24 protein-coding genes and 3 tRNA genes are annotated in these 22,655 nt (G+C 71.9%); 10 read left to right on the top strand and 17 right to left on the bottom strand.

Annotated features, from left to right (window positions below):
* Positions 1 to 2,763 (bottom strand): PAS domain-containing protein (locus HTZ82_RS18740; RefSeq protein WP_175410563.1); only part of this gene is annotated, 2,763 nt, incomplete at its 3' end.
* A gap of 163 nt (positions 2,764 to 2,926) precedes the next feature.
* Positions 2,927 to 3,388 carry an SSI family serine proteinase inhibitor gene (locus HTZ82_RS18735; RefSeq protein ID WP_175410562.1) on the bottom strand — a complete coding sequence of 154 codons (462 nt, stop codon included), beginning with the start codon at positions 3,386 to 3,388 and terminating at the stop codon, positions 2,927 to 2,929.
* A 219-nt stretch (positions 3,389 to 3,607) separates the two neighbouring features.
* On the opposite strand from HTZ82_RS18735, the gene HTZ82_RS18730 reads away from it, so the two are divergent.
* From HTZ82_RS18730 to HTZ82_RS18705, 6 genes are all read left to right on the top strand, one after another.
* Positions 3,608 to 3,698: transfer RNA gene (locus tag HTZ82_RS18730), tRNA-Ser, on the top strand.
* 205 nt (positions 3,699 to 3,903) lie between these two features.
* Positions 3,904 to 3,976: transfer RNA gene (locus tag HTZ82_RS18725), tRNA-Arg, on the top strand.
* 118 nt (positions 3,977 to 4,094) lie between these two features.
* A complete protein-coding gene (locus HTZ82_RS18720) occupies positions 4,095 to 4,958 on the top strand; it encodes a DUF2797 domain-containing protein (RefSeq protein WP_175410561.1) in 864 nt (287 codons plus the stop codon).
* A 54-nt stretch (positions 4,959 to 5,012) separates the two neighbouring features.
* The gene (locus HTZ82_RS18715) at positions 5,013 to 5,336 is read left to right on the top strand and encodes an antibiotic biosynthesis monooxygenase (RefSeq protein ID WP_175410560.1); all 324 of its coding nucleotides are present in this window, start codon (positions 5,013 to 5,015) and stop codon (positions 5,334 to 5,336) included.
* Complete coding sequence (locus HTZ82_RS18710; protein ID WP_175410559.1) at positions 5,293 to 6,309, top strand: amidohydrolase family protein; 1,017 nt, start codon at positions 5,293 to 5,295, stop codon at positions 6,307 to 6,309. The genes HTZ82_RS18715 and HTZ82_RS18710 overlap by 44 nt, the downstream gene beginning before the upstream one ends.
* A gap of 34 nt (positions 6,310 to 6,343) precedes the next feature.
* On the top strand, positions 6,344 to 7,090 hold the full coding sequence (locus HTZ82_RS18705; protein ID WP_175410558.1) for a response regulator transcription factor: 747 nt from the start codon (positions 6,344 to 6,346) through the stop codon (positions 7,088 to 7,090).
* A gap of 209 nt (positions 7,091 to 7,299) precedes the next feature.
* Here HTZ82_RS18705 and HTZ82_RS18700 read toward each other — a convergent pair whose 3' ends face one another.
* On the bottom strand, positions 7,300 to 8,868 hold the full coding sequence (locus HTZ82_RS18700) for an MDR family MFS transporter (RefSeq protein ID WP_175410557.1): 1,569 nt from the start codon (positions 8,866 to 8,868) through the stop codon (positions 7,300 to 7,302).
* Between the two features lie 8 nt (positions 8,869 to 8,876).
* Positions 8,877 to 9,326 carry a MarR family transcriptional regulator gene (locus HTZ82_RS18695; RefSeq protein ID WP_175410556.1) on the bottom strand — a complete coding sequence of 150 codons (450 nt, stop codon included), beginning with the start codon at positions 9,324 to 9,326 and terminating at the stop codon, positions 8,877 to 8,879.
* Between the two features lie 197 nt (positions 9,327 to 9,523).
* On the opposite strand from HTZ82_RS18695, the gene HTZ82_RS18690 reads away from it, so the two are divergent.
* The gene (locus HTZ82_RS18690) at positions 9,524 to 9,745 is read left to right on the top strand and encodes a hypothetical protein (protein WP_175410555.1); all 222 of its coding nucleotides are present in this window, start codon (positions 9,524 to 9,526) and stop codon (positions 9,743 to 9,745) included.
* 106 nt (positions 9,746 to 9,851) lie between these two features.
* Here HTZ82_RS18690 and HTZ82_RS18685 read toward each other — a convergent pair whose 3' ends face one another.
* The 8 genes from HTZ82_RS18685 to HTZ82_RS18650 form a co-directional block, all read right to left on the bottom strand.
* On the bottom strand, positions 9,852 to 10,709 hold the full coding sequence (locus HTZ82_RS18685) for an RNA polymerase sigma factor SigF (RefSeq protein ID WP_175410554.1): 858 nt from the start codon (positions 10,707 to 10,709) through the stop codon (positions 9,852 to 9,854).
* A 234-nt stretch (positions 10,710 to 10,943) separates the two neighbouring features.
* Positions 10,944 to 11,867 (bottom strand): RNA polymerase sigma factor SigF, encoded by a 924-nt coding sequence (locus tag HTZ82_RS18680; RefSeq protein WP_175410553.1) that lies wholly within the window; start codon positions 11,865 to 11,867, stop codon positions 10,944 to 10,946.
* 169 nt (positions 11,868 to 12,036) lie between these two features.
* Positions 12,037 to 12,330 (bottom strand): Dabb family protein, encoded by a 294-nt coding sequence (locus HTZ82_RS18675; RefSeq protein ID WP_175410552.1) that lies wholly within the window; start codon positions 12,328 to 12,330, stop codon positions 12,037 to 12,039.
* A gap of 9 nt (positions 12,331 to 12,339) precedes the next feature.
* A complete protein-coding gene (locus HTZ82_RS18670) occupies positions 12,340 to 12,504 on the bottom strand; it encodes a hypothetical protein (RefSeq protein WP_175410551.1) in 165 nt (54 codons plus the stop codon).
* 146 nt (positions 12,505 to 12,650) lie between these two features.
* Positions 12,651 to 12,735, bottom strand: a tRNA-Ser gene (locus HTZ82_RS18665).
* Positions 12,736 to 12,791: 56 nt separating this feature from the next.
* Positions 12,792 to 13,220 (bottom strand): tRNA adenosine(34) deaminase TadA, encoded by a 429-nt coding sequence (tadA, locus tag HTZ82_RS18660; protein ID WP_175410567.1) that lies wholly within the window; start codon positions 13,218 to 13,220, stop codon positions 12,792 to 12,794.
* Positions 13,221 to 13,423: 203 nt separating this feature from the next.
* Entirely contained in the window at positions 13,424 to 13,960 is a 537-nt protein-coding gene (locus tag HTZ82_RS18655; protein ID WP_175410550.1) for a hypothetical protein, read from the bottom strand.
* A 235-nt stretch (positions 13,961 to 14,195) separates the two neighbouring features.
* Positions 14,196 to 14,552 (bottom strand): hypothetical protein, encoded by a 357-nt coding sequence (locus HTZ82_RS18650; protein ID WP_175410549.1) that lies wholly within the window; start codon positions 14,550 to 14,552, stop codon positions 14,196 to 14,198.
* Positions 14,553 to 14,641: 89 nt separating this feature from the next.
* Here HTZ82_RS18650 and upp point away from each other — a divergent pair, with 89 nt between their 5' ends.
* Positions 14,642 to 15,277 carry a uracil phosphoribosyltransferase gene (gene upp / locus HTZ82_RS18645; RefSeq protein WP_175410548.1) on the top strand — a complete coding sequence of 212 codons (636 nt, stop codon included), beginning with the start codon at positions 14,642 to 14,644 and terminating at the stop codon, positions 15,275 to 15,277.
* A gap of 119 nt (positions 15,278 to 15,396) precedes the next feature.
* On the opposite strand, the gene HTZ82_RS18640 is transcribed toward upp, so the two are convergent.
* From HTZ82_RS18640 to HTZ82_RS18620, 5 genes are all read right to left on the bottom strand, one after another.
* On the bottom strand, positions 15,397 to 16,068 hold the full coding sequence (locus HTZ82_RS18640) for a LytR C-terminal domain-containing protein (RefSeq protein WP_254711945.1): 672 nt from the start codon (positions 16,066 to 16,068) through the stop codon (positions 15,397 to 15,399).
* A 114-nt stretch (positions 16,069 to 16,182) separates the two neighbouring features.
* On the bottom strand, positions 16,183 to 16,479 hold the full coding sequence (locus HTZ82_RS18635; protein ID WP_003999914.1) for a type II toxin-antitoxin system VapB family antitoxin: 297 nt from the start codon (positions 16,477 to 16,479) through the stop codon (positions 16,183 to 16,185).
* Between the two features lie 205 nt (positions 16,480 to 16,684).
* On the bottom strand, positions 16,685 to 18,214 hold the full coding sequence (locus tag HTZ82_RS18630; RefSeq protein WP_175410565.1) for a M28 family metallopeptidase: 1,530 nt from the start codon (positions 18,212 to 18,214) through the stop codon (positions 16,685 to 16,687).
* Positions 18,215 to 18,516: 302 nt separating this feature from the next.
* Positions 18,517 to 19,131, bottom strand: a complete 615-nt coding sequence (locus HTZ82_RS18625; protein ID WP_175410547.1) for an HhH-GPD-type base excision DNA repair protein — start codon at positions 19,129 to 19,131, stop codon at positions 18,517 to 18,519.
* A 206-nt stretch (positions 19,132 to 19,337) separates the two neighbouring features.
* Positions 19,338 to 20,450 carry a cobalt-precorrin-5B (C(1))-methyltransferase gene (locus HTZ82_RS18620; RefSeq protein ID WP_175410546.1) on the bottom strand — a complete coding sequence of 371 codons (1,113 nt, stop codon included), beginning with the start codon at positions 20,448 to 20,450 and terminating at the stop codon, positions 19,338 to 19,340.
* 12 nt (positions 20,451 to 20,462) lie between these two features.
* Between HTZ82_RS18620 and HTZ82_RS18615 the strand changes: the two genes are divergently transcribed.
* Both HTZ82_RS18615 and HTZ82_RS18610 read left to right on the top strand, forming a co-directional pair.
* The gene (locus HTZ82_RS18615; protein WP_175410545.1) at positions 20,463 to 21,242 is read left to right on the top strand and encodes a cobalt-precorrin-6A reductase; all 780 of its coding nucleotides are present in this window, start codon (positions 20,463 to 20,465) and stop codon (positions 21,240 to 21,242) included.
* A 157-nt stretch (positions 21,243 to 21,399) separates the two neighbouring features.
* On the top strand, positions 21,400 to 22,614 hold the full coding sequence (locus HTZ82_RS18610; protein WP_175410544.1) for a helix-turn-helix transcriptional regulator: 1,215 nt from the start codon (positions 21,400 to 21,402) through the stop codon (positions 22,612 to 22,614).
* Positions 22,615 to 22,655 lie beyond the last annotated feature (41 nt).

Genomic DNA, 22,655 nt, shown 5'->3' with positions numbered 1-22,655 from the left:
TCCGGCGGGGACGGGGACCGTCTGGGTCCGGGGCCCGCCCGGTAGCTGTCCGTACATCTCGCCGTGGCCCTGGGACCGGCCGTCCGCCTGCGCCGGGAGGCCGGTGGCCTGCGCCTGGGGGCCGCCGCTCTGGACCTGCGCGTCGGCGGGCGGTGTCCGGTCCGCCTCCGCCGGCGGCAGGGCGAAGGCCGCGCGTGCCTGGGCCTCCGGGGCGGGGCGTTCCGGCGCGGTGGCGAGCGCCCGTCGGGCCCGGCGGCCGGTGGGCGCGGGCTGCGGGGCGGTGCCCTGCGGGGGTACCGGACCGGCTGCGGTGCCGTGCGGGGGTACGGGACCGGCTGCCGCGCCCTGCGGGGCGGTGCCGTGCGGGGGTACGGGACCGGCTGCCGTGCCCTGCGGGGCGGTGCCGTGTGGGGGTACGGGACCGGCTGCCGCGCCCTGCGGGGGTACCGGACCGGCCGCGGTGACCGGCCCGGGCGTGGCCGCGGGCCCCGGCGCGGTGACCGGTCCGGACGGGTTCGCCGGACCGGCGGGCAAGGCCGGAACGGCACCCTCCGGGTGGGCACTCCGCCGGGCGCGGCGCCCAGTCGACTGGGCGGGCACCGCGGCCCCCTCGCCCTGAGGGGCGACGCCCTGGGGCGGAACGGTGTCGCCGAGCGCCACCGGCCGCGCCTGCGCGCTCTCCGCCGCCGTCACGACGGAACCCTCCGCCGGAGGCGTGGCGGGCGCCGCCTCCGCCGGGCTGGGCCGCCCGCGCCTGCGCCCCGTCGGTTCGGGCAGGCCGCCGTCCTGTGCCGGGACGCGCTGCTCGCCGGTGTCCCCCTGCCCGGCCCCCCGGGCACGCCGACGCCCGGTCGGCTCGGCCGCGACGGGGTCCTCGGCCCGTACAGGACTGTCGAGGAACGCGTCCGTCGACGCACGCCGCGCCCGCCGCCGCCCGCTCCCGGCCGTGTCACCGCTCTGCTGCGCGGGCACAGCGACAGCAGCCCCAACAGCAGAAGCAGAAGCAGAAGCAGAAGCAGAAGCAGCAGAAGCAGAAGCCGGAACAGGAGCAGGCACAGCGGCATCCACGGCCTCAACGCCCGCGCCCGCGCCCGCACCCGACACCGAACCCGACCCCGCCGCAGCCTTGGCCGCCTCCTCGCCGCCCTCCGCCGCGGGCCGGGCGGCCGCACCGCTCCCGACCCCCAGCGGCAGCTCCAGCACGTACGCGCTGCCGCTCATCCCCGGCACCTCGTGCGTCTGCAGCACGCCCCCGTGCGCGCGCACGATGCCGCGCACGATCGGCTCGTGGACCGGGTCGCCGCCCGCGTACGGCCCGCGGACCTCGATCCGTACGACATCACCGCGCTGCGCCGCCGCCACCACGATCGTCGAGTCGACATAGCCGCCGTCGGCCACGACCCGCGACCTGCCGGTCGAGTCGACCCCGGCGACGTCGGCGGCGAGATGCGCCAGCGCCGTCGCCAGCCGTACGCCGTCCACCTCGGCCTCGATGGGCGGCGCGTGCACCGCGAACTGCACCCGTCCCGGCCCGATCAGTTCGACGGCCCCTTCGACACCGGCGGCCACCACCGCGTCGAGGAGGACGAGTTCCTTCCGCAGCTCCTCGTCGCCGCCGTCCAGCCGCTGGTAGCCGAGGACGTTGTCGACGAGGGTGGTCATCCGGGCGTATCCGGCGGCCAGGTGGTGCAGGATCTGGTTGGCCTCGGGCCAGAGCTGCCCGGCCGGGTCCGCGGCGAGGACGCGCAGCTCGTGACGGAGCTCCACCAGCGGCCCGCGCAGCGACTCGCCCAGGACGGCGGTCAACTGGGCGTGGCGCGCGGCGAGCGCGTCGTACCGCTCCGCGGCGTCGGCGAGCCGCTCCTCGTATGCCTTGATCTCGGCGGCGTGCTTCTCGGCCAGCTCGGCGACCTCGGCGGCGTGTTCCGCGACGAGCTGCTCGTACGGCCGGCGGTCGGCGAAGGTCATCACGGCGCCGACGAGCTGGTCCCCGTCCCGTACGGGAGCGGTGGTGAGGTCGACGGGCACGGCGGACCCGTCCTTCGCCCAGACGACCTGCCCGCGCACCCGGTGCTTGCGCCCGGACCCCAGCGTGTCCGCCAGCGGCGACTCCTCATACGGGAAGGGCTCCCCGTCCGCACGCGAGTGCAGCATGAGCTGGTGCAGCTCCTTGCCGCCCAGGTCGCTGGCGCGCCAGCCCAGTATCTGCGCGGCGGCCGGGTTGACGAGGACGATGCGCCCGTCCGTGTCCGTGCCGACGACGCCCTCGGACGCGGCGCGCAGGATCATCTCGGTCTGGCGCTGGGAGCGGGCGAGCTCGGCCTCGGTGTCGATGGTCCCGGACAGGTCGCGGACGACGAGCATGAGCAGCTCGTCGCCGCTGTAGCCGGAGCCCGAGCCCGAGCCGCCGCCGTACGAGGCGTAGGCCTCGCGCCCATCTTCGAGGGAGGCGCTGGTGACCTCGACGGGGAACTCGCTGCCGTCGGTCCTCCTGGCCACCATCCGCGCGGGCTTGGTCCGCCCCATGGCGTCGGCGGCCTCGGGGCGGCGCATGGAGCCGGGGATGAGCCGGGAGTCGAAGGCGGGCAGGAGATCGAGCAGGCCACGCCCCACGAGCGCCGTACCCGGCGTCTCGAACATCTCGAGCGCGATGGTGTTGGCGTTGACGACCGTGCCGTTCGTGTTGACGAGGACGAGCCCGTCGGGCAGGGCGTCGAGTATGGCTGCGAGGCGAGCAGCGCCTCGGGATGGCCTGCTGCTCACGACGACGCTTCCTCCCACTGACCTACTGCCGCTTACGGGAGGGAGTCTAAGGGCTGGGGGTGTACGCGCGACGGCGGATGAGGGGGAGCTCTGAGCAAGGTTGTGTGCGCATGGCGTACGCCCCCGGCATGTACGTGCAGGTAAGCGCCCAGGTAGGTGCGCTTTACGACCGGGCCAGCGGCAGCACGGGCTGGAGGTTCTCCCAGCGGGCGATCTCGCAGCCGTTCGTCCGTGCGAAGTGGGCGTCCACGCGGTGCCCGTGCCAGGTGCCCTTGATGTGGGCGGTGGCCGGCCCGCCGTGCTGCTGGGTGCACGCCCGGCCCTGCGGGACGGGGGCGAACGGGTCGCGGCCGTCCGCGGACAGCTCCTCCAGCCGCTCGCAGGCCCGCTGGGCGCGCGGGTGCGTACCGGAGGCGCGGTCGGGGCCGCACTCGAGCCGGAACGTTCCGTCGGCGGCGGGGTTGCCGGACCGCTCGACGGTGATCGTCAGCGAGTCGTCCGCCGAGAGCAGTGGCACGGGCACGGGCAGCGGTCCCGAGGCGGCCGCGGCGAACGGCCCGCCGGCGCTGAGCACGGCGAGGGAGGCGGCGGAGGCGGCGGAGGCGAGAACGAGGCGACGCAGCATACGAACTCCAGGGTCGAGGCGTAGTTCCAGGCGCAGATCCGGGTCAGGGCCACCCGGGCACCCCTCACCCCTCACTAACGCTGCACCTCCCGCCGCGTTGCGCAACCGGAAGCCTTTGCCCTGCGCCCCCCGCTCCTAGTACCGTGGACGGCGATTGGTGACGCGCCCCTGGGCTGTGTCATCATCTGCACGCACCACTCGCGCCCGCGCGGGTGTGCTGGAGGCGTCGCCTAGTCCGGTCTATGGCGCCGCACTGCTAATGCGGTTTGGGTCTTAAAGCCCATCGAGGGTTCAAATCCCTCCGCCTCCGCCCCACCCGAAGCCCCGGTCCCCAAGGCCGGGGCTTCGCCCGTTCCATGACCCGGGCACACCCCGCCACTGGGCGATTTGCCCAGGTCAGACCGGGTTCGTCGAATGGATTTCGCATGACGGCGCAGGTCATGTAATGTTGTTCCCGCAACGCCGACCGGGCCGAAAAGCCCGGGAGGAAAGTCAGCGAGTAAGATCACTGACAAGCACTCGTAGCTTAACGGATAGAGCATCTGACTACGGATCAGAAGGTTGCAGGTTCGAATCCTGCCGAGTGCACAGCAGGCAAGAGGCCCCGGAGAGATCCGGGGCCTCTTGCGTTACGCCGTCGCGCCTCGTCCTTCCGGGGTCCTTCCGGGGTCCTCGGGGTTCTTCCGGGCTGTGGAACAGTGAGCTCATGAGTGGGTGGCGGTGCCGGGGCGTGCGGTGGGTCGCGGGGCCGCGGGCCGTGTGGGGCTGGGGCGGTGGGGCGACCAGTGCGTTGGACCACGGCCGGGAGCTCGGGTTCCGGGTGGTCGGGGAGCGGCTGTGTCCCGGGGCGCGGGGGAATGCCTGCCCCTTGCGGGCCGTCGTGGGTGGGCGGAGCACCGCCGGGGTGTGCGGGGAGTGCGCGCGGCTCGACCGGTCGCGGTCCGTGGCCGCCGATACGTTGAGTGATGATCCTCGGGTCTACCGCGTCTACCTCGCCTGGTTCGGGCCCGGCCTCGTCAAGGTGGGCATCACCGCCGAAGAGCGCGGCGACGCGCGGCTGCTGGAGCAGGGTGCCGTGGCCTTCACCTGGCTCGGGCGCGGGGCCCTGATGGCCGCCCGGCGCACCGAGGGCGTGCTGGGCGCCGCCCTGGGCGTGCCCGACCGCATCCCGTACCGCGTCAAACGGCTCGCCCGGGTCGCGCTGCCCGCCGTCGACGAGCGGCGTGCGGAGGTCGCGCGGCTGTACGGGGAGGCCGTCGGCGTGACCGGGTGGGCGGACACCGTGGAGCGGCTGGAGCTCGATGTGCGTGATCACGGGGAGGTCTTCGGGCTGCAGCGGCTCGGGCACGTCGACGGGGTCGTGGGCGAGCTGGCCGCCGGTGGCGTGCTGCGCGGCACGCTGCTCGGGGTCGCCGGGCCCGATCTGCACCTGCTGCTGCCCGAAGGGCGCCACGTCGTGCTCGACAGCCGGCTCGCCGCCGGGTGGGAGCTGGCCGCACCCGGTGACTCCGGGGTCTCCGTGCCTGTCGTCGCCGTGCCGCCCGCCGAGCCGCAGGGCGGGCTTTTCTGAGATCGGCCCGCCGACCCCTGGACGGCGTACTCCGCCGTCGATCAAGGTGGGGGCATGGACCTCGAACCGCCGTACTACGCCGTGATCTTCACCTCCCTGCGCGTCGACGACCCCGACGACGACGGCTACGGGACCGTCGCCGCGCGCATGGAGGAGCTGGTGAAGGACGTGCCCGGGTTCCTGGGCATCGACTCCGCCCGTACGCCGGGCGGGCTCGGGATCACCGTCGGCTACTTCCGCGACGAGGAGTCCATCGCCGCCTGGCGCGGAAACCTGGAGCACCAGGACGCCCAGCGGCGCGGGCGGGAGCACTGGTACGAGCGCTACAGCGTCCATGTCGCCAAGGTCGAACGGAGTTACCGCTTTGAGCGAGGGTGACGAGGGTGACGAGGGCGAGAAGGGTGACGAGGGGCAGGGCGTGAGGGAGTTCGCCGCGCGGCTCGGGCTGCCCGGGCTCTTCGACGTGCACACGCACTTCATGCCCGAGCGCGTCCTGCGCAAGGTGTGGGCCTACTTCGACTCCGTCGGGCCGCTGACCGGCGTCGAGTGGCCGATCACCTATCGGGAGGAGGAGGACCGGCGGGTCGCGCTGCTGCGGGAGTTCGGGGTCCTCCGGTTCACGTCCATGATCTATCCGCACAAGGCCGGTATGGCGCGGTGGCTCAACGACTGGGCCGCCGGCTTCGCCGCGCGCGTGCCCGAGTGCCTGCACACCGCGACCCTCTACCCGGAGGAGGGCGTCGCGGCGTACGTGGGGGAGGCGGTCGGCCGTGGTGCCCAGGTGTGCAAAGTGCACCTCCAGGTCGGGGACTTCGATCCCTGTGACGCCCTGCTCGACGAGGCGTGGGGGATCCTGAGCGACGCCCGCGTGCCGGTCGTCATCCACTGCGGCTCCGGGCCAGCGCCCGGGACGTACACCGGGCCCGGGCCCGTCGGGCGGCTGCTCGCGCGGCACCCGCGGCTGCGGCTGATCGTCGCGCACATGGGGATGCCCGAGTACGCCGACTTCCTCGGCCTCGCCGAGCGGTACGACGAGGTGCGGCTCGACACCACCATGGCGTTCACCGACTTCGGCGAGCGGTTCGCGCCGTTCCCGCAGCGCGAGACGAAGCGGCTGCGTGACCTCGGGGACCGGGTGCTGCTCGGCAGCGACTTCCCCAACATCCCGTACCCGTACGTCCACCAGCTCCAGGCCCTGGAGCGGCTCGGGCTCGGCGACGACTGGCTGCGCGGCGTCTGCTACCGCAACGCGGCCGCGCTCTTCGGGCCGCCGGGCGGGTCCGGCGGTGCCGGCGGTATTGACGGTTCCGGCGCGGCTCCTGGTTCTCAGGGAATTCACAGGTACGGGTAAGGGGCCTCTCACGGGCGCGCGCGAGCGTGGCAGCATGACCGCCACCTCGCTCCCCTCGCTCCCCTCGCGCACCGAGCTGTTCCGGGCCGACGGCACCCCCGTCCGTGTGCTCGTCGTCGACGACGAGGCCTCCCTCGCCGAGCTGCTGTCCCTCGCACTCCGCTACGAGGGGTGGGAGGTCCGCAGTGCCGAGGACGGCGCGAGCGCCGTGCGCACGGCACGGGACTTCCGGCCCGACGCCGTCGTGCTCGACGTGATGCTGCCCGACATGGACGGGCTGAGCCTCCTCGGGCGGGTACGGCGCGAGCTGCCCGACGTACCCGTGCTGTTCCTCACCGCCAAGGACTCCGTCGAGGACAGGATCGCCGGGCTCACGGCCGGCGGCGACGACTACGTCACCAAGCCGTTCAGCCTGGAGGAGGTCGTCGCCCGGCTCCGCGGGCTCATCCGGCGCTCCGGCGCCGCGCACGCGAGGGGCGGGTCCCTGCTGGTCGTCGGGGACCTCACACTGGACGAGGACAGCCATGAGGTGACGCGGGGCGGGAAGAGCATCCATCTCACCGCCACCGAGTTCGAGTTGCTGCGGTTCCTCATGCGCAATCCGCGGCGGGTCCTCAGCAAGGCACAGATCCTCGACCGCGTCTGGTCGTACGACTTCGGCGGACAGGCCAACGTCGTCGAGCTCTACATCTCCTACCTGCGGCGGAAGATCGACGCCGGGCGCTCCCCGATGATCCACACCCGGCGCGGCGCCGGATATCTGATCAAGCCCGGGGAGTGAAACACGTGCGTCCCGCCCGCCCGGCGCGCCGTCCGTGGTCGCTGCGTACGCGGCTCGTCGTGAGCCTGTCGCACTGACAACCCGTCACACACGCACAGCCAGGCCCCGGCGCGGGCCGCGAGGACCGTCCCCTGGTCCTTCGCGTCCCGCCACCGGGGCCTCATCACCGGACGCGCCGCTCTCCGCTCCAGCGCGGCGCGCCCGGGGTCTCAGCGGGGGCCGCTCTTCAGGGCGACCTCCTTGATGAAGAGGGTCACCAGGAACGCCACCAGGGCGAACGGGGCCGAGTAGAGGAAGATGTCGCCGACCCCGTGGCCGTACGCCGCCTCCATCACCACGCGGATCGGCTCGGGCAGCGCGTCCAGGTCCGGGATGCCGCCGCCCGCCGTGCCGCCGTGGCCGAGGGCCGCGGCCTGCGGGCCGAGGGCGGTCATGCCCTCCTTGACGTAGTCCGTGACCCGGTGCGCCATGACCGCGCCCAGCGCCGACACGCCCACCGCGCCGCCCAGCGACCGGAAGAACGTGACCACCGACGACGCGGCGCCCAGGTCCTGCGGCGCGACCTGGTTCTGCGTGCACAGGACCAGGTTCTGCATCATCATGCCGAGGCCGAGGCCCATCACCGCCATGAAGACGGCGACGTGCCAGTACGGAGTGTCGTAGCGGATCGTGCCCAGCAGGCCGAGGCCCGCCGTCAGCAGCGCGCCGCCCGCCACCAGCCACACCTTCCAGCGGCCCGTCCTGGTGATGATCAGGCCGGACGCCGTCGAGGAGAGGAACAGGCCGCCGATCATCGGGATCGTCAGCACGCCCGACATGGTCGGTGACTCGCCCCGCGCCAACTGGAAGTACTGGCTGAAGAACACCGTCCCGGCGAACATCGCTACGCCCACGAAGAGGGAGGCGAGGGAGGCCAGCGTGATGGTGCTGTTGCGGAACAGGCGCAGCGGGATGATCGGGTCGCTCGCCCTGGACTCCGCGTACACGAACGCCGCGCCCAGCAGCAGCGCGCCGGCCACCATCGCGTACGTCTGCCAGGACAGCCAGTCGTACTTGTCGCCCGCGAACGTCACCCAGATCAGCAGCAGCGACACCGCCGCGCTGATCAGCGCCGCGCCCGTCCAGTCGACCTTCACCTCACGGCGCACCACCGGCAGGCGCAGCGTCTTCTGCAGGACGACGAGGGCGAGGACGGCGAACGGCACGCCCACGTAGAAGCACCAGCGCCAGCCCAGCCAGTCGGTGTCCGTGATGACGCCGCCCAGCAGCGGTCCGCCGACGGTCGCGACGGCGAAGGTCGCGCCGAGGTAGCCGGAGTAGCGGCCGCGCTCGCGCGGGGCGATCATGGCGGCCATCACGATCTGCGCCAGGGCGGACAGGCCGCCGACGCCGATGCCCTGGATCACGCGGCACGCGATCAGCATGCCCGCGCTCTGCGACAGGCCCGCGACGATCGAGCCGGCGACGTAGATCAGCAGCGCCAGCTGCACCAGCAGCTTCTTCGAGAAGAGGTCCGCGAGCTTGCCCCACAGGGGCGTTGTCGCGGTCATGGCCAGGAGGGAGGCCGTGACCACCCAGGTGTAGGCGCTCTGGCCGCCGCCGAGGTCCGAGATGATCTCGGGGAGCGCGTTGGAGACGATCGTCGACGACAGGATGGCGACGAACATGCCGAGCAGCAGCCCGGACAGCGCCTCCATGATCTGCCGGTGCGTCATCGGCCCGCCGGCGACCTCCTCGCCGTGGCCGTCCCGCACAGCGTTCTGTGTGGTCGTAGCCATGAACTTCCTTAGGTGTACGTATGGGTGACCCGGCAGTCTCCGAACGATGCGCGCAGACGGATCAGCAGGACGATGAGCTGTCCGACCTCCTCGTCGGTCCACTCCGCGAGCCGGTCCGCGAGCAGGTCGGCCGCGCGCCGGCCGAGGTCGTCGAGCAGGTCCTTGCCCGCGGGGGTGAGGCGCAGGATGCGGGAGCGGCCGTCGTGCGGGTCGGGCGTGCGCTCGACCCAGCCGCGCTCCACCACATGGGCGACATGGCGGCTGGTGACCGACATGTCGATGCCGAGCAGCTCGGCCAGCCGGCTCGTCCGCATCTCGCCGTACCGGTCCAGCAGGGCGAGTACGGCTGCCGAGCCGCCCGGGCAGTCGCCTGGCAGCACCCGCGCGATGCCGCGCTTCACGGCGCCGACGGCGCTGAGGCCTCGGGCCAGCTCCTCGTACTGACTACGCGCTGCCACCGCCGGGCTCCTCCTCGCAGCTTGTTGCTTAGGGCAACGATAGAAGCGATTGGTTGCTACAGGCAAATGAAAACGGGCAAACGCGACCAAAGAGCTGGCAAAGAAAGGGTCAGGGAGGGCGGAGGTGTACGGATGTGATCCGCCTGCCCGTCTCCCGGGGTGGGGGCGGAGGGATGGATTCGCTAGGGTCCTGCCCCATGGCACACAACCCGCACGCCCCTCAGGGCCCCGAGGGCAACAGCTCCTACGACCCCGCGGGCTCGACCCAGATGTTCCGCGCCTTCGTCGACGACGGCGCCCCGCAGCGGCAGCAGCAGTCGGTCGCGGTGCAGTCGGCCGGGCCGCGCGTCGGCCTGATCGCCGGCATCGTCGCGGTGGTCGTGGTCGTCGCCGCGGTCGCCTGGCTCGCCCTCTCCTGACCGACCCGCTTCCGTACGCGCCCGCCGTACGCACCCCCCGTACACACACCGCAGCCGGTCCGTGGCGGAACGGACCGGCTGCGGCGTACGTACGGCGGGAGCTGCCTCAGTCGGAGATCAGGCCCTCCCGCAACTGCGCCAGCGTGCGCGTCAGCAGGCGCGAGACGTGCATCTGCGAGATGCCGACCTCCTCGCCGATCTGCGACTGCGTCATGTTCGCGAAGAACCGCAGCATGATGATCTGCCGCTCGCGCGCCGGGAGTTTGGCCAGCAGCGGCTTCAGCGACTCGCGGTACTCCACGCCCTCCAGCGCGCTGTCCTCGTAGCCGAGCCGGTCCGCGAGCGAGCCCTCGCCGCCGTCGTCCTCCGGGGACGGCGAGTCGAGCGACGACGCCGTGTACGCGTTGCCGACCGCGAGGCCGTCGACCACGTCCTCCTCCGACACGCCCAGCGCGACGGCCAGTTCGGGCACCGTCGGGGAGCGGTCGAGCTTCTGCGCCAGCTCGTCGCTCGCCTTGGTGAGCGCGAGTCGCAGCTCCTGCAGCCGGCGCGGCACCCGTACCGACCACGACGTGTCGCGGAAGAAGCGCTTGATCTCGCCGACGACGGTCGGCATCGCGAACGTCGGGAACTCCACGCCCCGTTCGCAGTCGAACCGGTCGATCGCCTTGATCAGGCCGATGGTGCCGACCTGGACGATGTCCTCCATCGGCTCGTTCCGGGAGCGGAACCGGGCCGCCGCGTACCGCACGAGGGGCAGGTTGAGCTCGATGAGCGTGTCTCGCACATAGGTGCGCTCCGGGCTGTCCGCCGCGGCACCCTCGGCGTCGAGCGCGCGGAGCCGGAGGAACAGGGAGCGGGAGAGCGTGCGCGTGTCGATGGCTCCCGACGAGTCGGGAAGCGTGGCGGCCGGTTCGCTCTTGGTGAGCGTGAGCACCTTCGAGCTGCCCTGTTCTACGGACATGCCACCCCCTTGAGGTCGCGGACGGTCGCGGGAGCCGCGACCATCGGAGGAACGCAGCCTCCACCTGAATACCGGCGCCGAGACTGCGGCAAACGCGGTTCCAGCAGAATGTCACATGTCGGCAACACGCTGTAGTGACTTGTCGACATGGCGAGGGCGAATCTGTGCTGGAAACAAGGGGTGTGCGGCTTTTGGAACGGCTGATTGTGCACCAAACGGGTCTACCCGATCCAGCTAGGCATCGATCCTGTTTGCGGATCTCAACCGGGCGAAGCTGCGGGCGAGGAGCCTTGACACATGCATCTGGGAGACGCCGAGCTCCTGGCTGATCTGGGACTGCGTCAGATTGCTGTAGTAGCGGAGCATCAGGATCCGCTGCTCGCGCTCGGGGAGCTGGACGAGGAGGTGCCGTACGAGATCGCGGTGTTCGACGCCGGCGAGCGCCGGGTCCTCGTAGCCGAGGCGGTCGAGCAGCCCGGGCAGCCCGTCGCCCTCCTGGGCGGCCTCCAGGGACGTCGCGTGGTACGAGCGGCCCGCCTCGATGCAGGACAGCACCTCGTCCTCGGAGATCTTCAGCCGCTCGGCGATCTCGGCGGTGGTGGGCGAGCGGCCGTGAAGGGTCGTCAGGTCCTCGGTCGCGCCGTTCACCTGGACCCACAGCTCGTGCAGCCGGCGCGGCACGTGGACCGTACGGACGTTGTCGCGGAAGTACCGCTTGATCTCGCCGACGACGGTCGGCATCGCGAAGGTCGGGAACTGTACGCCGCGGTCCGGGTCGAACCGGTCGATGGCGTTGATCAGCCCGATGGTGCCGACCTGGACGACGTCCTCCATCGGCTCGTTACGGGACCGGAAGCGGGCCGCCGCGTACCGCACGAGGGGCAGGTTCGCCTCGATGAGCGCGGCGCGGACGCGGGTGTGCTCGGGGGTGCCGCGCTCCAGCTTCTTCAGCTCGCCGAACAGCACCTGGGTGAGCGCCCGGGTGTCGGCGGCCCTGCGGGTGCGGGACTCGCGGGCCTCGGGGGTGCGGGACTCAGGGGCGCGGGAGTCAGGGGTGCTGGACTCGGGGGCGCGGGCCTCGGGAGTGCGGGGTTCCGACTCGTTGGACTCGTTCTGGGGCGGTACCTGTTGAGGCGTGGTACTGGCCGGCACGTTCACGCCACCCCTTCACGGTCAACTTCGGTCAACTCATCCGTCAAAAGCGGTCATAGCATCACAAGACATGTCCACTGTGTGCAAGCACCTGATAACGCCGTGTTGGGGTATGCGGAAGGGCCCCGCACCACGTGGTGCAGGGCCCTTGCGTCGGTCCCGTGGCGGCCGGGCCTCAGAACTCGTAGTCGGCGATCACCCAGGTGGCGAACTCGCGCCACTGCGCTGCGGCCGCCTGGTGCGCCGGGTGCTCGATGTACCGCTTGAGCGCGTCCAGGTCTTCGACGGCCGAGTTGATGGCGAAGTCGTACGCGATCGGACGGTCCGTGATGTTCCAGGCGCACTCCCAGTGCGTCAGCTCCGGGATGACCCCGCCGAGCTCCTGGAACGCCTTCACGCCGGCCTCGACGCGCGGCTCGTCCCGGCGTACACCCTCGTTGAGCTTGAAGAGGACCAGGTGGCGAATCACGCGGGGCTCCTAGTTGACGAGCGCGGTCATGAACTGGCCGACCGCTTGAGCGGCACTCGAAATGCCTTCGAACCCTACCCCGACCAGTTCGGCGGCGCGGTTCGGGGAGGCGATGATCGTGTACAGCACGAAGACGGTGAGGACGTACAGCGTGATCTTCTTCGCGTGCGCCATCGGCCCTTGCTCCCCTGTCTCTCCCCTGCGACCCCCGGGCGGTCGGGTGAGTCTAACCGAGCTGTCCGAGGTCAAGGGCCTGTGAATGTGGGGGCTTTATGGCGAAGGGCCCCGGTGCGTTTCCGCGCCGGGGCCCTTCGTGAGAGCGGTAGCGGAGGGATTTGAACCCTCGGTGACTTGCGCCACACTCGCTTTCGAGGCGAGCTCCTTCGGCCGCTCGGACACGCTACCGAGAGAGAGCTTAGCCCAAAGGTGCCGCTTCGCCGAAATCCATATCGCCGTGCTGCTCAGCGGTCGCGGAAGAAGCGGGTGAGCTGCGCCGAGCACTCGTCCGCCAGCACGCCGTGGATGACCTCGGGCCGGTGGTTGAGCCGCCGGTCCCGTACGAGGTCCCACAGCGAGCCCGCCGCGCCCGCCTTCTCGTCCAGCGCCCCGAAGACCAGGCGGTCCACGCGAGACTGCACGAGCGCGCCCGCGCACATCACGCACGGCTCCAGCGTGACGACGAGCGTGCAGCCCGTGAGCCGCCACGCGCCGAGCCGCGCGGCCGCACGGCGCAGCGCCAGCACCTCGGCGTGCGCCGTGGGATCGCCCGTGGCCTCGCGCTCGTTGAACCCGGTCGCGAGGAGTTCGCCGTCCGGGGCGAGCACGACCGCGCCGACCGGCACGTCGCCGGCCCGCGCGGCCCGCCCGGCCTCGGCCAGCGCCCGCCGCATCGGCTCCCGCCAGGGGTCCCGTACGGGATCACGTACGGGATCGGGCACCGGGTCGGGCACCGGGTCGCGTACGGGATCGGTATCGGGACCAGGGTCGGGCTCGGGGACGGGGTTCGGCGCATGATCCCGTACGTGATCCCGGGCGGGATCCGGGGCGGGACCCGGGGCGGATTCCGGCACGGGGCGGGCTTCGGGGTGGTGCACTAGCGGACGGTCTCCAGTACTTCGGAGGCGCCCAGGGCGTCGGCGATCTCGGCCAGCGCGTCGGTGTCGAGCGCCAGCAGCTCCTTCTCCGACAGGCCCAGGTCGCTCAGGATCAGCCGGTCGCCGAGCGGGGCGGCGGGCACCGCCTCGGCAGCCGTCTCCGTCTCCGTATCCGCGTCCTCCTCCGTGTCGTCCGGCTCCCCGTCCTCGGTGCCGTCGAGGTCGAGCGCGTCCAGGTCGGCGTCGTCGTCGGCCAGGTCGTCGCCCAGCAGTTCCCTGGTGAGGATCTCCCCGTACGAGGAGCGGGCGGCGGCGGCTCCGTCCGACACGTAGATGCGAGGGTCGTCCTCGCCCTCCACGCGGACGATGCCGAACCATGCGTCTTCCTGCTCGATGAAGACGAGCACCGTGTCGTCGTCCGGCGAGGCTTCGCGGGCCAGGTCGGTCAGATCCGCCAGGGTCTCCACATCGTCGAGCTCTGTGTCGCTCGCTACCCACCCGTCTTCGGTGAGCGTGAGCAGTGCGGCGAAGTACACCGTGACTCTCCCACTGATCAGAGGTGTGACGATCGGGCGGCCGCTCCTGAATGCCCCGCCCACTCGGCATCGTGGCAGATCCGGGGCCTGAAGGAGAGGTGTTCCGCTCTTGCGTCGTGCACCAGTCTGAGCCCGGGCCCCGGTCGGCGTCACGCCCCCGCCGCCGTACGGCCCTCGGCTCCGGGCCCGACCGGGCACTGGAACCGGCACGGGTACGGCCCGCGTGGTGGCGGCGCTACCAGCGGAACGAACGCATCCGCATGGCCTGGCGCATCCGGGCCGCTCTGGCGCGGCGCGGCTGGACGCGTTCGCGCAGGGCCTTGGCCTCGTTCAGCTCCCGGAGGAACTGGGCGCGGCGGCGCCGGCGCTCGGCGTCGTCCTGCGGGGACGGGCTGTCCCGGGCGTCGGGTGCGTCGGGTGCGGCGGGTGTGCCCCGTACGTCGGGGGCATCGGAGCCGTCGGGGGCGTCGGGGGCGTCAGGGGCGTCCTTGCCGGTCGGTGCGCCCTTCGGGGCGTCCCTGCCGTCCGGGCCGGCGCGGCGGGCGGCCGCTTCCCTCTGCCGTACGGGTACGGGTTCTTCCTGGTCCGGCATCGCCACACCACCACCCCGGGGCCGTGTTCTTCCGACTCCACCTTCCCTCGGCTGCGTGGGTTGATGCCACCGCGGCTACTGTTGTGGGCATGCGGATCCATGTCGTCGACCACCCGCTGGTGGCGCACAAACTCACCACGCTGCGCGACAAGCGCACCGACTCCCCGACCTTCCGGCGGCTCGCCGACGAGCTGGTCACCCTGCTCGCGTACGAGGCCACGCGGGACGTGCGCACCGAGCGGGCCGACATCGAGACCCCCGTGACGCGGACGGCCGGTGTGAAGCTGTCGCACCCGCGCCCCCTGGTGGTGCCGATCCTCCGGGCCGGGCTCGGGATGCTGGACGGCATGGTGCGGCTGCTGCCGACCGCCGAGGTGGGCTTCCTCGGCATGATCCGCAACGAGGAGACCCTGGAGGCGTCGACGTACGCCACGCGGATGCCCGAGGACCTGTCGGGGCGCCAGGTGTACGTGCTCGACCCGATGCTCGCCACGGGCGGGACGCTGGTCGCGGCCATCCAGGAGCTGATCAAGCGCGGTGCCGACGACGTGACCGCCGTGGTGCTGCTGGCGGCGCCTGAGGGTGTCGCGGTCATGGAGCGCGAGCTGGCGGGGACGCCGGTCACGGTCGTCACGGCCGCGGTGGACGAGCGGCTCAACGAGAACGGGTACATCGTGCCGGGCCTCGGCGACGCGGGTGACCGCATGTACGGCGCGGCGGAGTAGCCGCAGCAGTAGCCGCAGCGGCAGGCGCACCAGTACAGGGGCACCAGTAGACGCACCCACCCGGACGACCGGTGGCGACCGGCGGCCCGTACCGTTCTCACGGTACGGGCCGCCGGCCGTCAGCTCTTGGCGTCGGGGGCGCAGCCCGTGGGCTTGGGCTTGGGCTTCGGGTTGATGAGGGCGGTCATCGCCGCCGTCGCGTCCTGCGGTGCGGCCAGGGTTGTGAAGGCCGTACCGATGATCAGGTCCACGTCGGCCGTCGTCCGCGTGTCCGTCTTGGTCGCCGCGCCCTTCACCTGCGTGCCGAGGACGGGGAAGACGCCCTGCGTGGCGGCCGGGGCGCCGAGCAGTATCGCTGAGCCGGGGACCTTCTTGTCGTACGCCACCGGGGCGTTGCCGATCTTGCCGATGGCGAAGCCGCGCTTCTTGAGCTCGTCGGCGGTGGACTTGGCGAGGCCACTGCGCGGGGTCGCGTTGTAGACGTTCACCGTGATGTCGCCGGGCTTCGGGAAGGCGACGGGGGTGGGGCGGGCGGACGGGGCCGCGGCGGTCGACGCGTTCTTGCAGGCGGAGCCCGCTGTGGTGCGCTTCGCGGCGTCCGTACTGCTGCTGCCGCCGCCGAACACGTCGATGAGCTGGAGCGTTCCCCAGCCGGCCCCGCCCAGGGCGGCTGCGGCGACGACGGTCGCCAGCACGATCCGGCCGCGGCGGCGGGGGCGGCGCATACGGGGGTACGCGGTGCCCGTGACGCGGTACTTACCGCCCATACCGGGGGGAGTGAGCATGCTCATGGGCGCAGCGTAATGCGACCCGGTGACTATGCCTACTAAACGATCAGCGGCAGAGGGCCGGACGGGTGGGAAACCTGCCGGAAAGGCGCAGTCGCGCCGTGGGAACCGGGCCCGTCAGTCGAGCTCGAGCACGCGGGCGTGCAGCACCTGCCGCTGCTGGAGGGCCGCGCGTACGGCGCGGTGCAGTCCGTCCTCGAGGTAGAGATCGCCCTGCCACTTCACGACGTGCGCGAAGAGGTCGCCGTAGAACGTCGAGTCCTCGGCGAGGAGCGTCTCCAGATCCAGCTGGCCCTTGGTGGTCACGAGCTGATCGAGGCGGACCGGGCGCGGCGCGACATCCGCCCACTGCCGGGTGCTTTCCCGGCCGTGGTCGGGATACGGCCGCCCGTTACCGATGCGCTTGAAGATCACACGGAAAGCCTACCGGGCGACCGCCTCCCGGCGCAGCCGCGCGGCACCGGCGCACTGCCGGGCGTCACCTCGCAAATCGGCATAAGCGTCTTCATAACGTACGTGCCGCCGGACGGGAAATCCGTCCGGCGGCACGCCCTCCCCAAGAGTTCGGCTCGCGAGCCTTGCTCCTTACTGTCCCTTACTCGGTTCCTTACTGGGTTCCTTACTCGGTGACCTCGTGGTCGTGGTCGTCGTGGAGGCCGCCGCCGCTGCCCGCGTCGCCGTCCGTCGGGACGAACTCGACCGGCTCGCGCAGCGAGCTCAGGTCGTGCGCGTACGTGCCGACCGCGTTGGCTATGACATCGATGTTGGCGTCGAACGCCGTCATGTTGATGTTGTTGATGTCGTCGCACTCGGCGTGGTAGCAGGGGTCGTACGCCTCGCCCGCCGTACCGCCGAACAGCTTCGCCTGCGCCTCGGTCTTGATGCCCTCGGCGCCGGTGAAGGTGCCGCCGGACGGGATGCCGACCTCGATGAACGGGCCGTAGTCGGAGCGGCCGGTGAAGTCGGTGCCCGCGTGCGGCAGGCCCTTCTTGTCCATGAACGCGATGATGTCGCGCTCCAGCTGGGCGGAGCCCTCCGGCCCGGCCGGCGCGCCGACACCGTCGGAGTCGTTGCCGTCGTACACGAACAGGCCGTAGTTCGGCGACGCGATCATGTCGAAGTTGAGGTAGAGCTTGATCTCCTTGCGGCCCAGGTCGTCGAGCGCGCCGACGTAGTGCTCGGAGCCGAGCAGGCCGTTCTCCTCGGCGCCCCACCAGGCGAACCGCACCTTGTTGGTGGTCTTGTGCTTGTGCTTGGCGAACTTGAGGGCCACGTCGAGCAGGCCGGCCGAGCCGGAGCCGTTGTCGTTGATGCCGGGGCCGGCGATCACCGAGTCGAGGTGGGAACCGAGCATCACCGTGTTGGCGGCGTTGCCGCGCTGGGTCTCGGCGATGACGTTGCGCGTGGTGCGCATCTCCTGGATCTGGCGGATCTCCAGGTTCACCTCGACCGGGCCGTTGGCCAGCTCGGCGGCGAGCGCCTCGCCTTCGGCCTTGGTGATGCCACCGGTGGGGATCTTGCCGGCCTCGGGTGAGCCGAGGGTGCCGGCGAGACTGCCCTCCAGGTGGTTGTAGATGATGGCGCCGACGGCGCCCGCGGCGGCGGCGTTGGCCTGCTTCGCCGCGAACGTGCAGCCGCCGCGCTTGATGAGCGCGATCTTGCCGCTGAACGTGTCGGTCGCGAAGTCGGTCGGCTCGCAGCCGTTCGACCCGTCGTCGTCCACCGGGGCGGCGGCCAGGGCGGCCGTGGTGCCGCCGACCGGGGTCGACTTGGTGTAGGTCATCGCGGCGATGTCGATGTCGCGGGGCGACGGCGAGACGACGGACAGCTTCTGCGCCTGGGTCTCCGTGTACATGAACTCGAATTCCTGGTACGAGACGTCGTACCCGGCCTTCTTGAGCTGCTGGTACACGTATGCCGCCGACGCGTCGTAGCCCAGCGTGCCTGCGGCGCGGTTGCCGCCGGCCGTGTCGGCTATCTGCTGGAACTTCTGCAGGTGCTTGTACGCGCTGTCGGCGGACGCCGCGTGGACCAGCCGTGAGGCCAGTTTCCGGGCGTCCTTCGCCGGGTCGTGCTTTCCGGCGGAGGCGGGGGAGGCAGAGGCCAGCAGGAGCGGGGTGGCAAGTGCGGCTGCGGCCAGGGTGGCCACGGCTCTGCGATGGGATGCGTTCACAGAGGTCCTTCCCGTACGGACGAGGTTGAAGGGAAGCTAGCGATCTCCCAGGCTCCTGTGAACAGATGTGCCACAACTCACGTCATTCTTCGTATGATTCGCGGTGCCTGTGGATGATTGCGAGCAGAACTGCGGTCTGTCGGGCGAGTCTTGGCGGCATGAAACCCCAACGATTCGCTCGACTTGTCCCCCAGATCCCCCAGGTCCCTCTAATCCCCCTGGTCCCCCTGGTCCCCCTGATCCCCTTTGTCGGCCTTATCTGCCTCGCCTGCCTTCGGTCAGCTCCCCGTGCTTCCCTTCGCTTCCTTCGCGGCCTTCGCCGCTCGCTTCGCCTCCTGCTTGTACGCGCGGACCTTCGCGAGCGACTCCGGACCCGTGATGTCCGCGGCCGACCGGTACGAACCGGCCTCCCCGTACGGGCCGGCGGCCTCCCGCCACCCCTCGGGCCGCACGCCGTACTGCTTGCCGAGCAGCGCCAGGAAGATCTGGGCCTTCTGCTTGCCGAACCCGGGCAGCGCCTGGAGCCGTGCGAGGAGCTCCTTGCCGGTCGTCGCGTCCGACCAGACGGCGGCGGCGTCCCCGCCGTATTCGTCCACCAGGAACTGGCACAGCTGCTGGATGCGCTGCGCCATCGAGCCGGGATAGCGGTGCACGGCCGGCTTCGCGGAGAGCAGCGCCGCGAACGCCTCCGGGTCGTGTGCGGCGATGGCCTGCGCGTCCAGGTCGTCGGTGCCCATGCGCTGGGCGATCGTGTACGGGCCGGAGAACGCCCACTCCATGGGGACCTGCTGGTCTAGGAGCATGCCGGTGAGCGCGGCCAGCGGGCTGCGTGCGAGGAGGGCGTCCGCTTCCGGCTGCTGGGCCAGACGGATGGTGGGGCTGGGGGTGCTCATGGGTTGATGATCGTGCCCGGGCGCGCCGGGTGCACGGTGGCTTGCGCCTGTGGGGTCACGAGCGGGTCATCCGGTGGAGAACCGGTCGAGTGCCGCCCGCACATGAGTGCGTGTCGCCTCCGTGCCGAAAGGCCGGAGTCGTTCACGACGATCCGGGAGACCGGGACCGCGTGGGCCTCGGCGTACGCGAGGAGGAGTGTCGGGGCTCAGCGTGGGGCGCTGCGGCCCACGATCGTGCCCGCGCGGTCGATGCACACCACGTCCACCACGACCGGTGCGCCCCGCAGCACGTCCAGCGCCTGGTCCCGCGCCACCTCTGCCACGCGGTCGCCCAGGGGGACGCCCTGGGCGGCGCACAGGTGGAGGGCGGCCAGGCCGGTGTTGGCGGTGGCCACCTCGGCGGCGAGGTCCTCACCGGCGCCCGCGGCCCGGGCCAGCTCCGCCAGGAAGGCCTTGTCCACCTGGGAGCGCGCCGAGTGCAGGTCCAGGTGGCCGGCCGCCAGCTTGGACAGCTTCGCGAAGCCGCCGCAGATCGTGAGCCGGTCCACCGGGTGGCGTCGCACGTACTTGAGGACGGCGCCGGCGAAGTCGCCCATGTCGAGGAGGGCGTCCTCGGGCAGGCCGTACAGCGACACGACGGTCTTCTCGGACGTGGAGCCCGTGCACCCGGCGACATGGGTGCGGCCCGCCGCGCGGGCCACGTCGACACCGCGCCGGATGGAGTCGATCCACGCCGAGCACGAGTACGGGACGACGATGCCCGTCGTGCCGAGGATGGACAGCCCGCCGAGGATGCCCAGACGGGGGTTCCACGTGGACCGGGCGATCTCCTCGCCGTGGTCGACCGACACGGTCACCTCGACGTCGCCGGTGCCGCCGTGGGCCGCGGCGACCCGGGCCACATGGTCGCGGATGAGCTGCCGGGGCACCGGGTTGATGGCGGGCTCGCCGACGTCGAGGGGCAGTCCGGGCCGTGTGACGGTGCCGACGCCGGGACCGGCGCGGAAGACGACGCCGGAGCCGGGCGGAAGGAGGCGGACGGTCGAACGGACCAGCGCGCCGTGGGTCACGTCCGGGTCGTCGCCGGCGTCCTTGACGATCCCCGCCATGGCGTACCCGTCGGCCCGCTCCTCCGCGGCCAGGGCGAACGCCGGGGTCTGGCCCCGGGGCAGGGTGATCGTCACCGGGTCGGGGAAGTCGCCGGTCAGCAGCGCCGTGTACGCGGCGGTGGTCGCCGCGGTCGCGCAGGCGCCGGTCGTCCAGCCGGGCCGGAGGCCGGTGTGCTTGAGTTGGGCGCTGCGCCCTCCGCTCGCACTCATGGACGGTTCCCGATGCACTCACGGCACGTACTCATCCTCGGCGGCACCACCGAGGGGCGCCGGCTCGCGGAGGCGCTGCACGCGGTCGGTGTACGGGTCACCAGCTCGCTCGCGGGCCGGGTGGCCAGCCCGAGGCTGCCGCCGGGCGAGGTGCGGACGGGCGGGTTCGGCGGGGCCGAGGGCCTGGCCCGCTGGGTGCGCGAGCACCAGGTGGACGCGGTCATCGACGCCACTCACCCTTTCGCCGGGACGATCAGTTTCAACGCGGCGCGGGCCGCCGCCACGTCCCATGTTCCCCTGCTCGCGCTGCGGCGCCCCGGGTGGTCCCCCGTGGAGGGCGACGAGTGGCACGAGGTGGCGTCCCTGGAGGCGGCGGCGGACGCGGTGCGGGGACTGGGGCGGCGCGTCTTCCTCACCACGGGACGGATGGGGCTCGCCGCGTTCGCTGACGTCCGTGACGTGTGGTTCCTGGTGCGGTCCGTGGACCCTCCGGAGGCGCCGCACCCGGACCGGATGGAGGTGCTGCTCGACCGGGGGCCGTTCACGCTGGACGGGGAGCGGGAGATCCTCCGTGCGTACGGGATCGATGTGCTGGTCACCAAGGACAGCGGAGGCGCGGCCACCGCCCCGAAGCTGACGGCGGCGCGCGAGGCCGGCGTCCCGGTGGTGATCGTCCGCCGCCCACCGGTCCCGGACGGCGTGCCGGTGGCGGCGACGGTGGAGGAGGCGACGGCCTGGGTTCGCGGTGCTCTCCGGTCCGCCGGCCCGTCCGTCAGGAGCTCAGTTCCGTGACCGAGTGGCGGGTGGCGGGGAAGAGGGCGCTGCCCAGCAGGTCGCCCAGCACGGGCGTGGTCGACGACGAGGGACTGAAGCTCTCATGGGTGCACGATCGGGTAGCGGGCACCAATCCGCTGTCGGCGCGGTCGGCTTGGGGCGTAGCTTCGGAGGCATGGCTACCGAGCATCTGGGCGACAGCGTCGCGAAGTTGCGACGTCTCGCCGACCTCACGCAGGAGGGTCTTGCCGAACGGTCCGCCGTGTCCGTGGACGTGATCCGGAAACTCGAGCAGCGCCGGAAGCACAGTGCGCGGCTGCCGACACTGCACGCGCTCGCCAAGGGGCTGGGCGTGGAGCTGACCGCGCTCCTGGGTGATCCGCCGGGGGTGGCGTCCAGTGGTGACGCCGATCCGCCGCAGCTCGTCGCCGTACGGCGGGCGATCATGCCTCCGTTGTTCGCGCCCCCTGCGGAGCCCGCAGGCGTGGAGCGGCTGTCCCTGCCCCTGCTGCGGGCCGAGTTGGCGGAAGGCTGGACGCTGTACCACGCGGCGGACTTCGGCCGGCTCATGGAGGTACTGCCGGGCATCATCGCCGACGCGCGCCTCCTGGCCGCCGTGGGGACAGCGGACCAGCGGGCGGCGGGGCAGGCCGCCCTGGGCAAGGCGCTCCAGTTGGGCGGGCACCTGGCCATCCGGCTCGGCAAGACCGACCTTGCCCTTTCGGCCCTGGAACGCGCGCACGCCACCGCCGGGCAGTCGTCTGACCCGCTGCTCACCGCGATGGTCTCGAACTCGGTCGCGTGGGCGTACCAGCGGCAGGCCCGTCTGGACGACGCGCGCGCCCTGGCGGTCCACGCGGCGGACGGCGTGGAGCGGGAACACACCGGGACGGCGGAGGGCGTGCGGGTGTGGGGCGGCCTGCTCATGTCCGCCGCCACGTCGTACGCCCGGAGCGACGACTACGAGACGGCCAACGACATGATGGTGGCGGCCGAGCGGGCCGCTGGGCGCCTGGCCAAGCTGCCGCCTCCCGCTGACAGCAGGCTGGTGTCGGTGTTCAGCCGGTCGTCGGTACGGATCGAACGGGTGCGCCTCGCCGTCCAGCACCAGCGTCCGGAGGAGGCCTTGGCGCTGGCCAAGGGCATGAGACTGAGCCGGGACACCCCACCCTCGTGGCGTACCTGGCTCCTACTGGACGTGGCCCGCGCCCACACCGACATGGGCGACGCGACTGGAGCCGTACGAGCCCTCCAGAGCCTCCGCCGCGCGGCCCCAGGCTGGATGCGCCACCACACGCTGGCGGTGGCGATCGTGACCGACCTGTGGAACAGCTCCCCCCGGCCGCCCGGGCTCCGCCAGCTCGCCGAGTTTCTGGGCGTGGCCGACTAGAGCGCCAGAGTGGGACGTTCCGTCCCTGGGGCCTCACGTGC

Source organism: Streptomyces sp. TRM64462, from assembly GCF_013362995.1.
Classification (GTDB): domain Bacteria; phylum Actinomycetota; class Actinomycetes; order Streptomycetales; family Streptomycetaceae; genus Streptomyces.
Note: the sequence above shows the minus strand (reverse complement) of the source record. Positions and strands in the feature narration are given on the sequence as shown.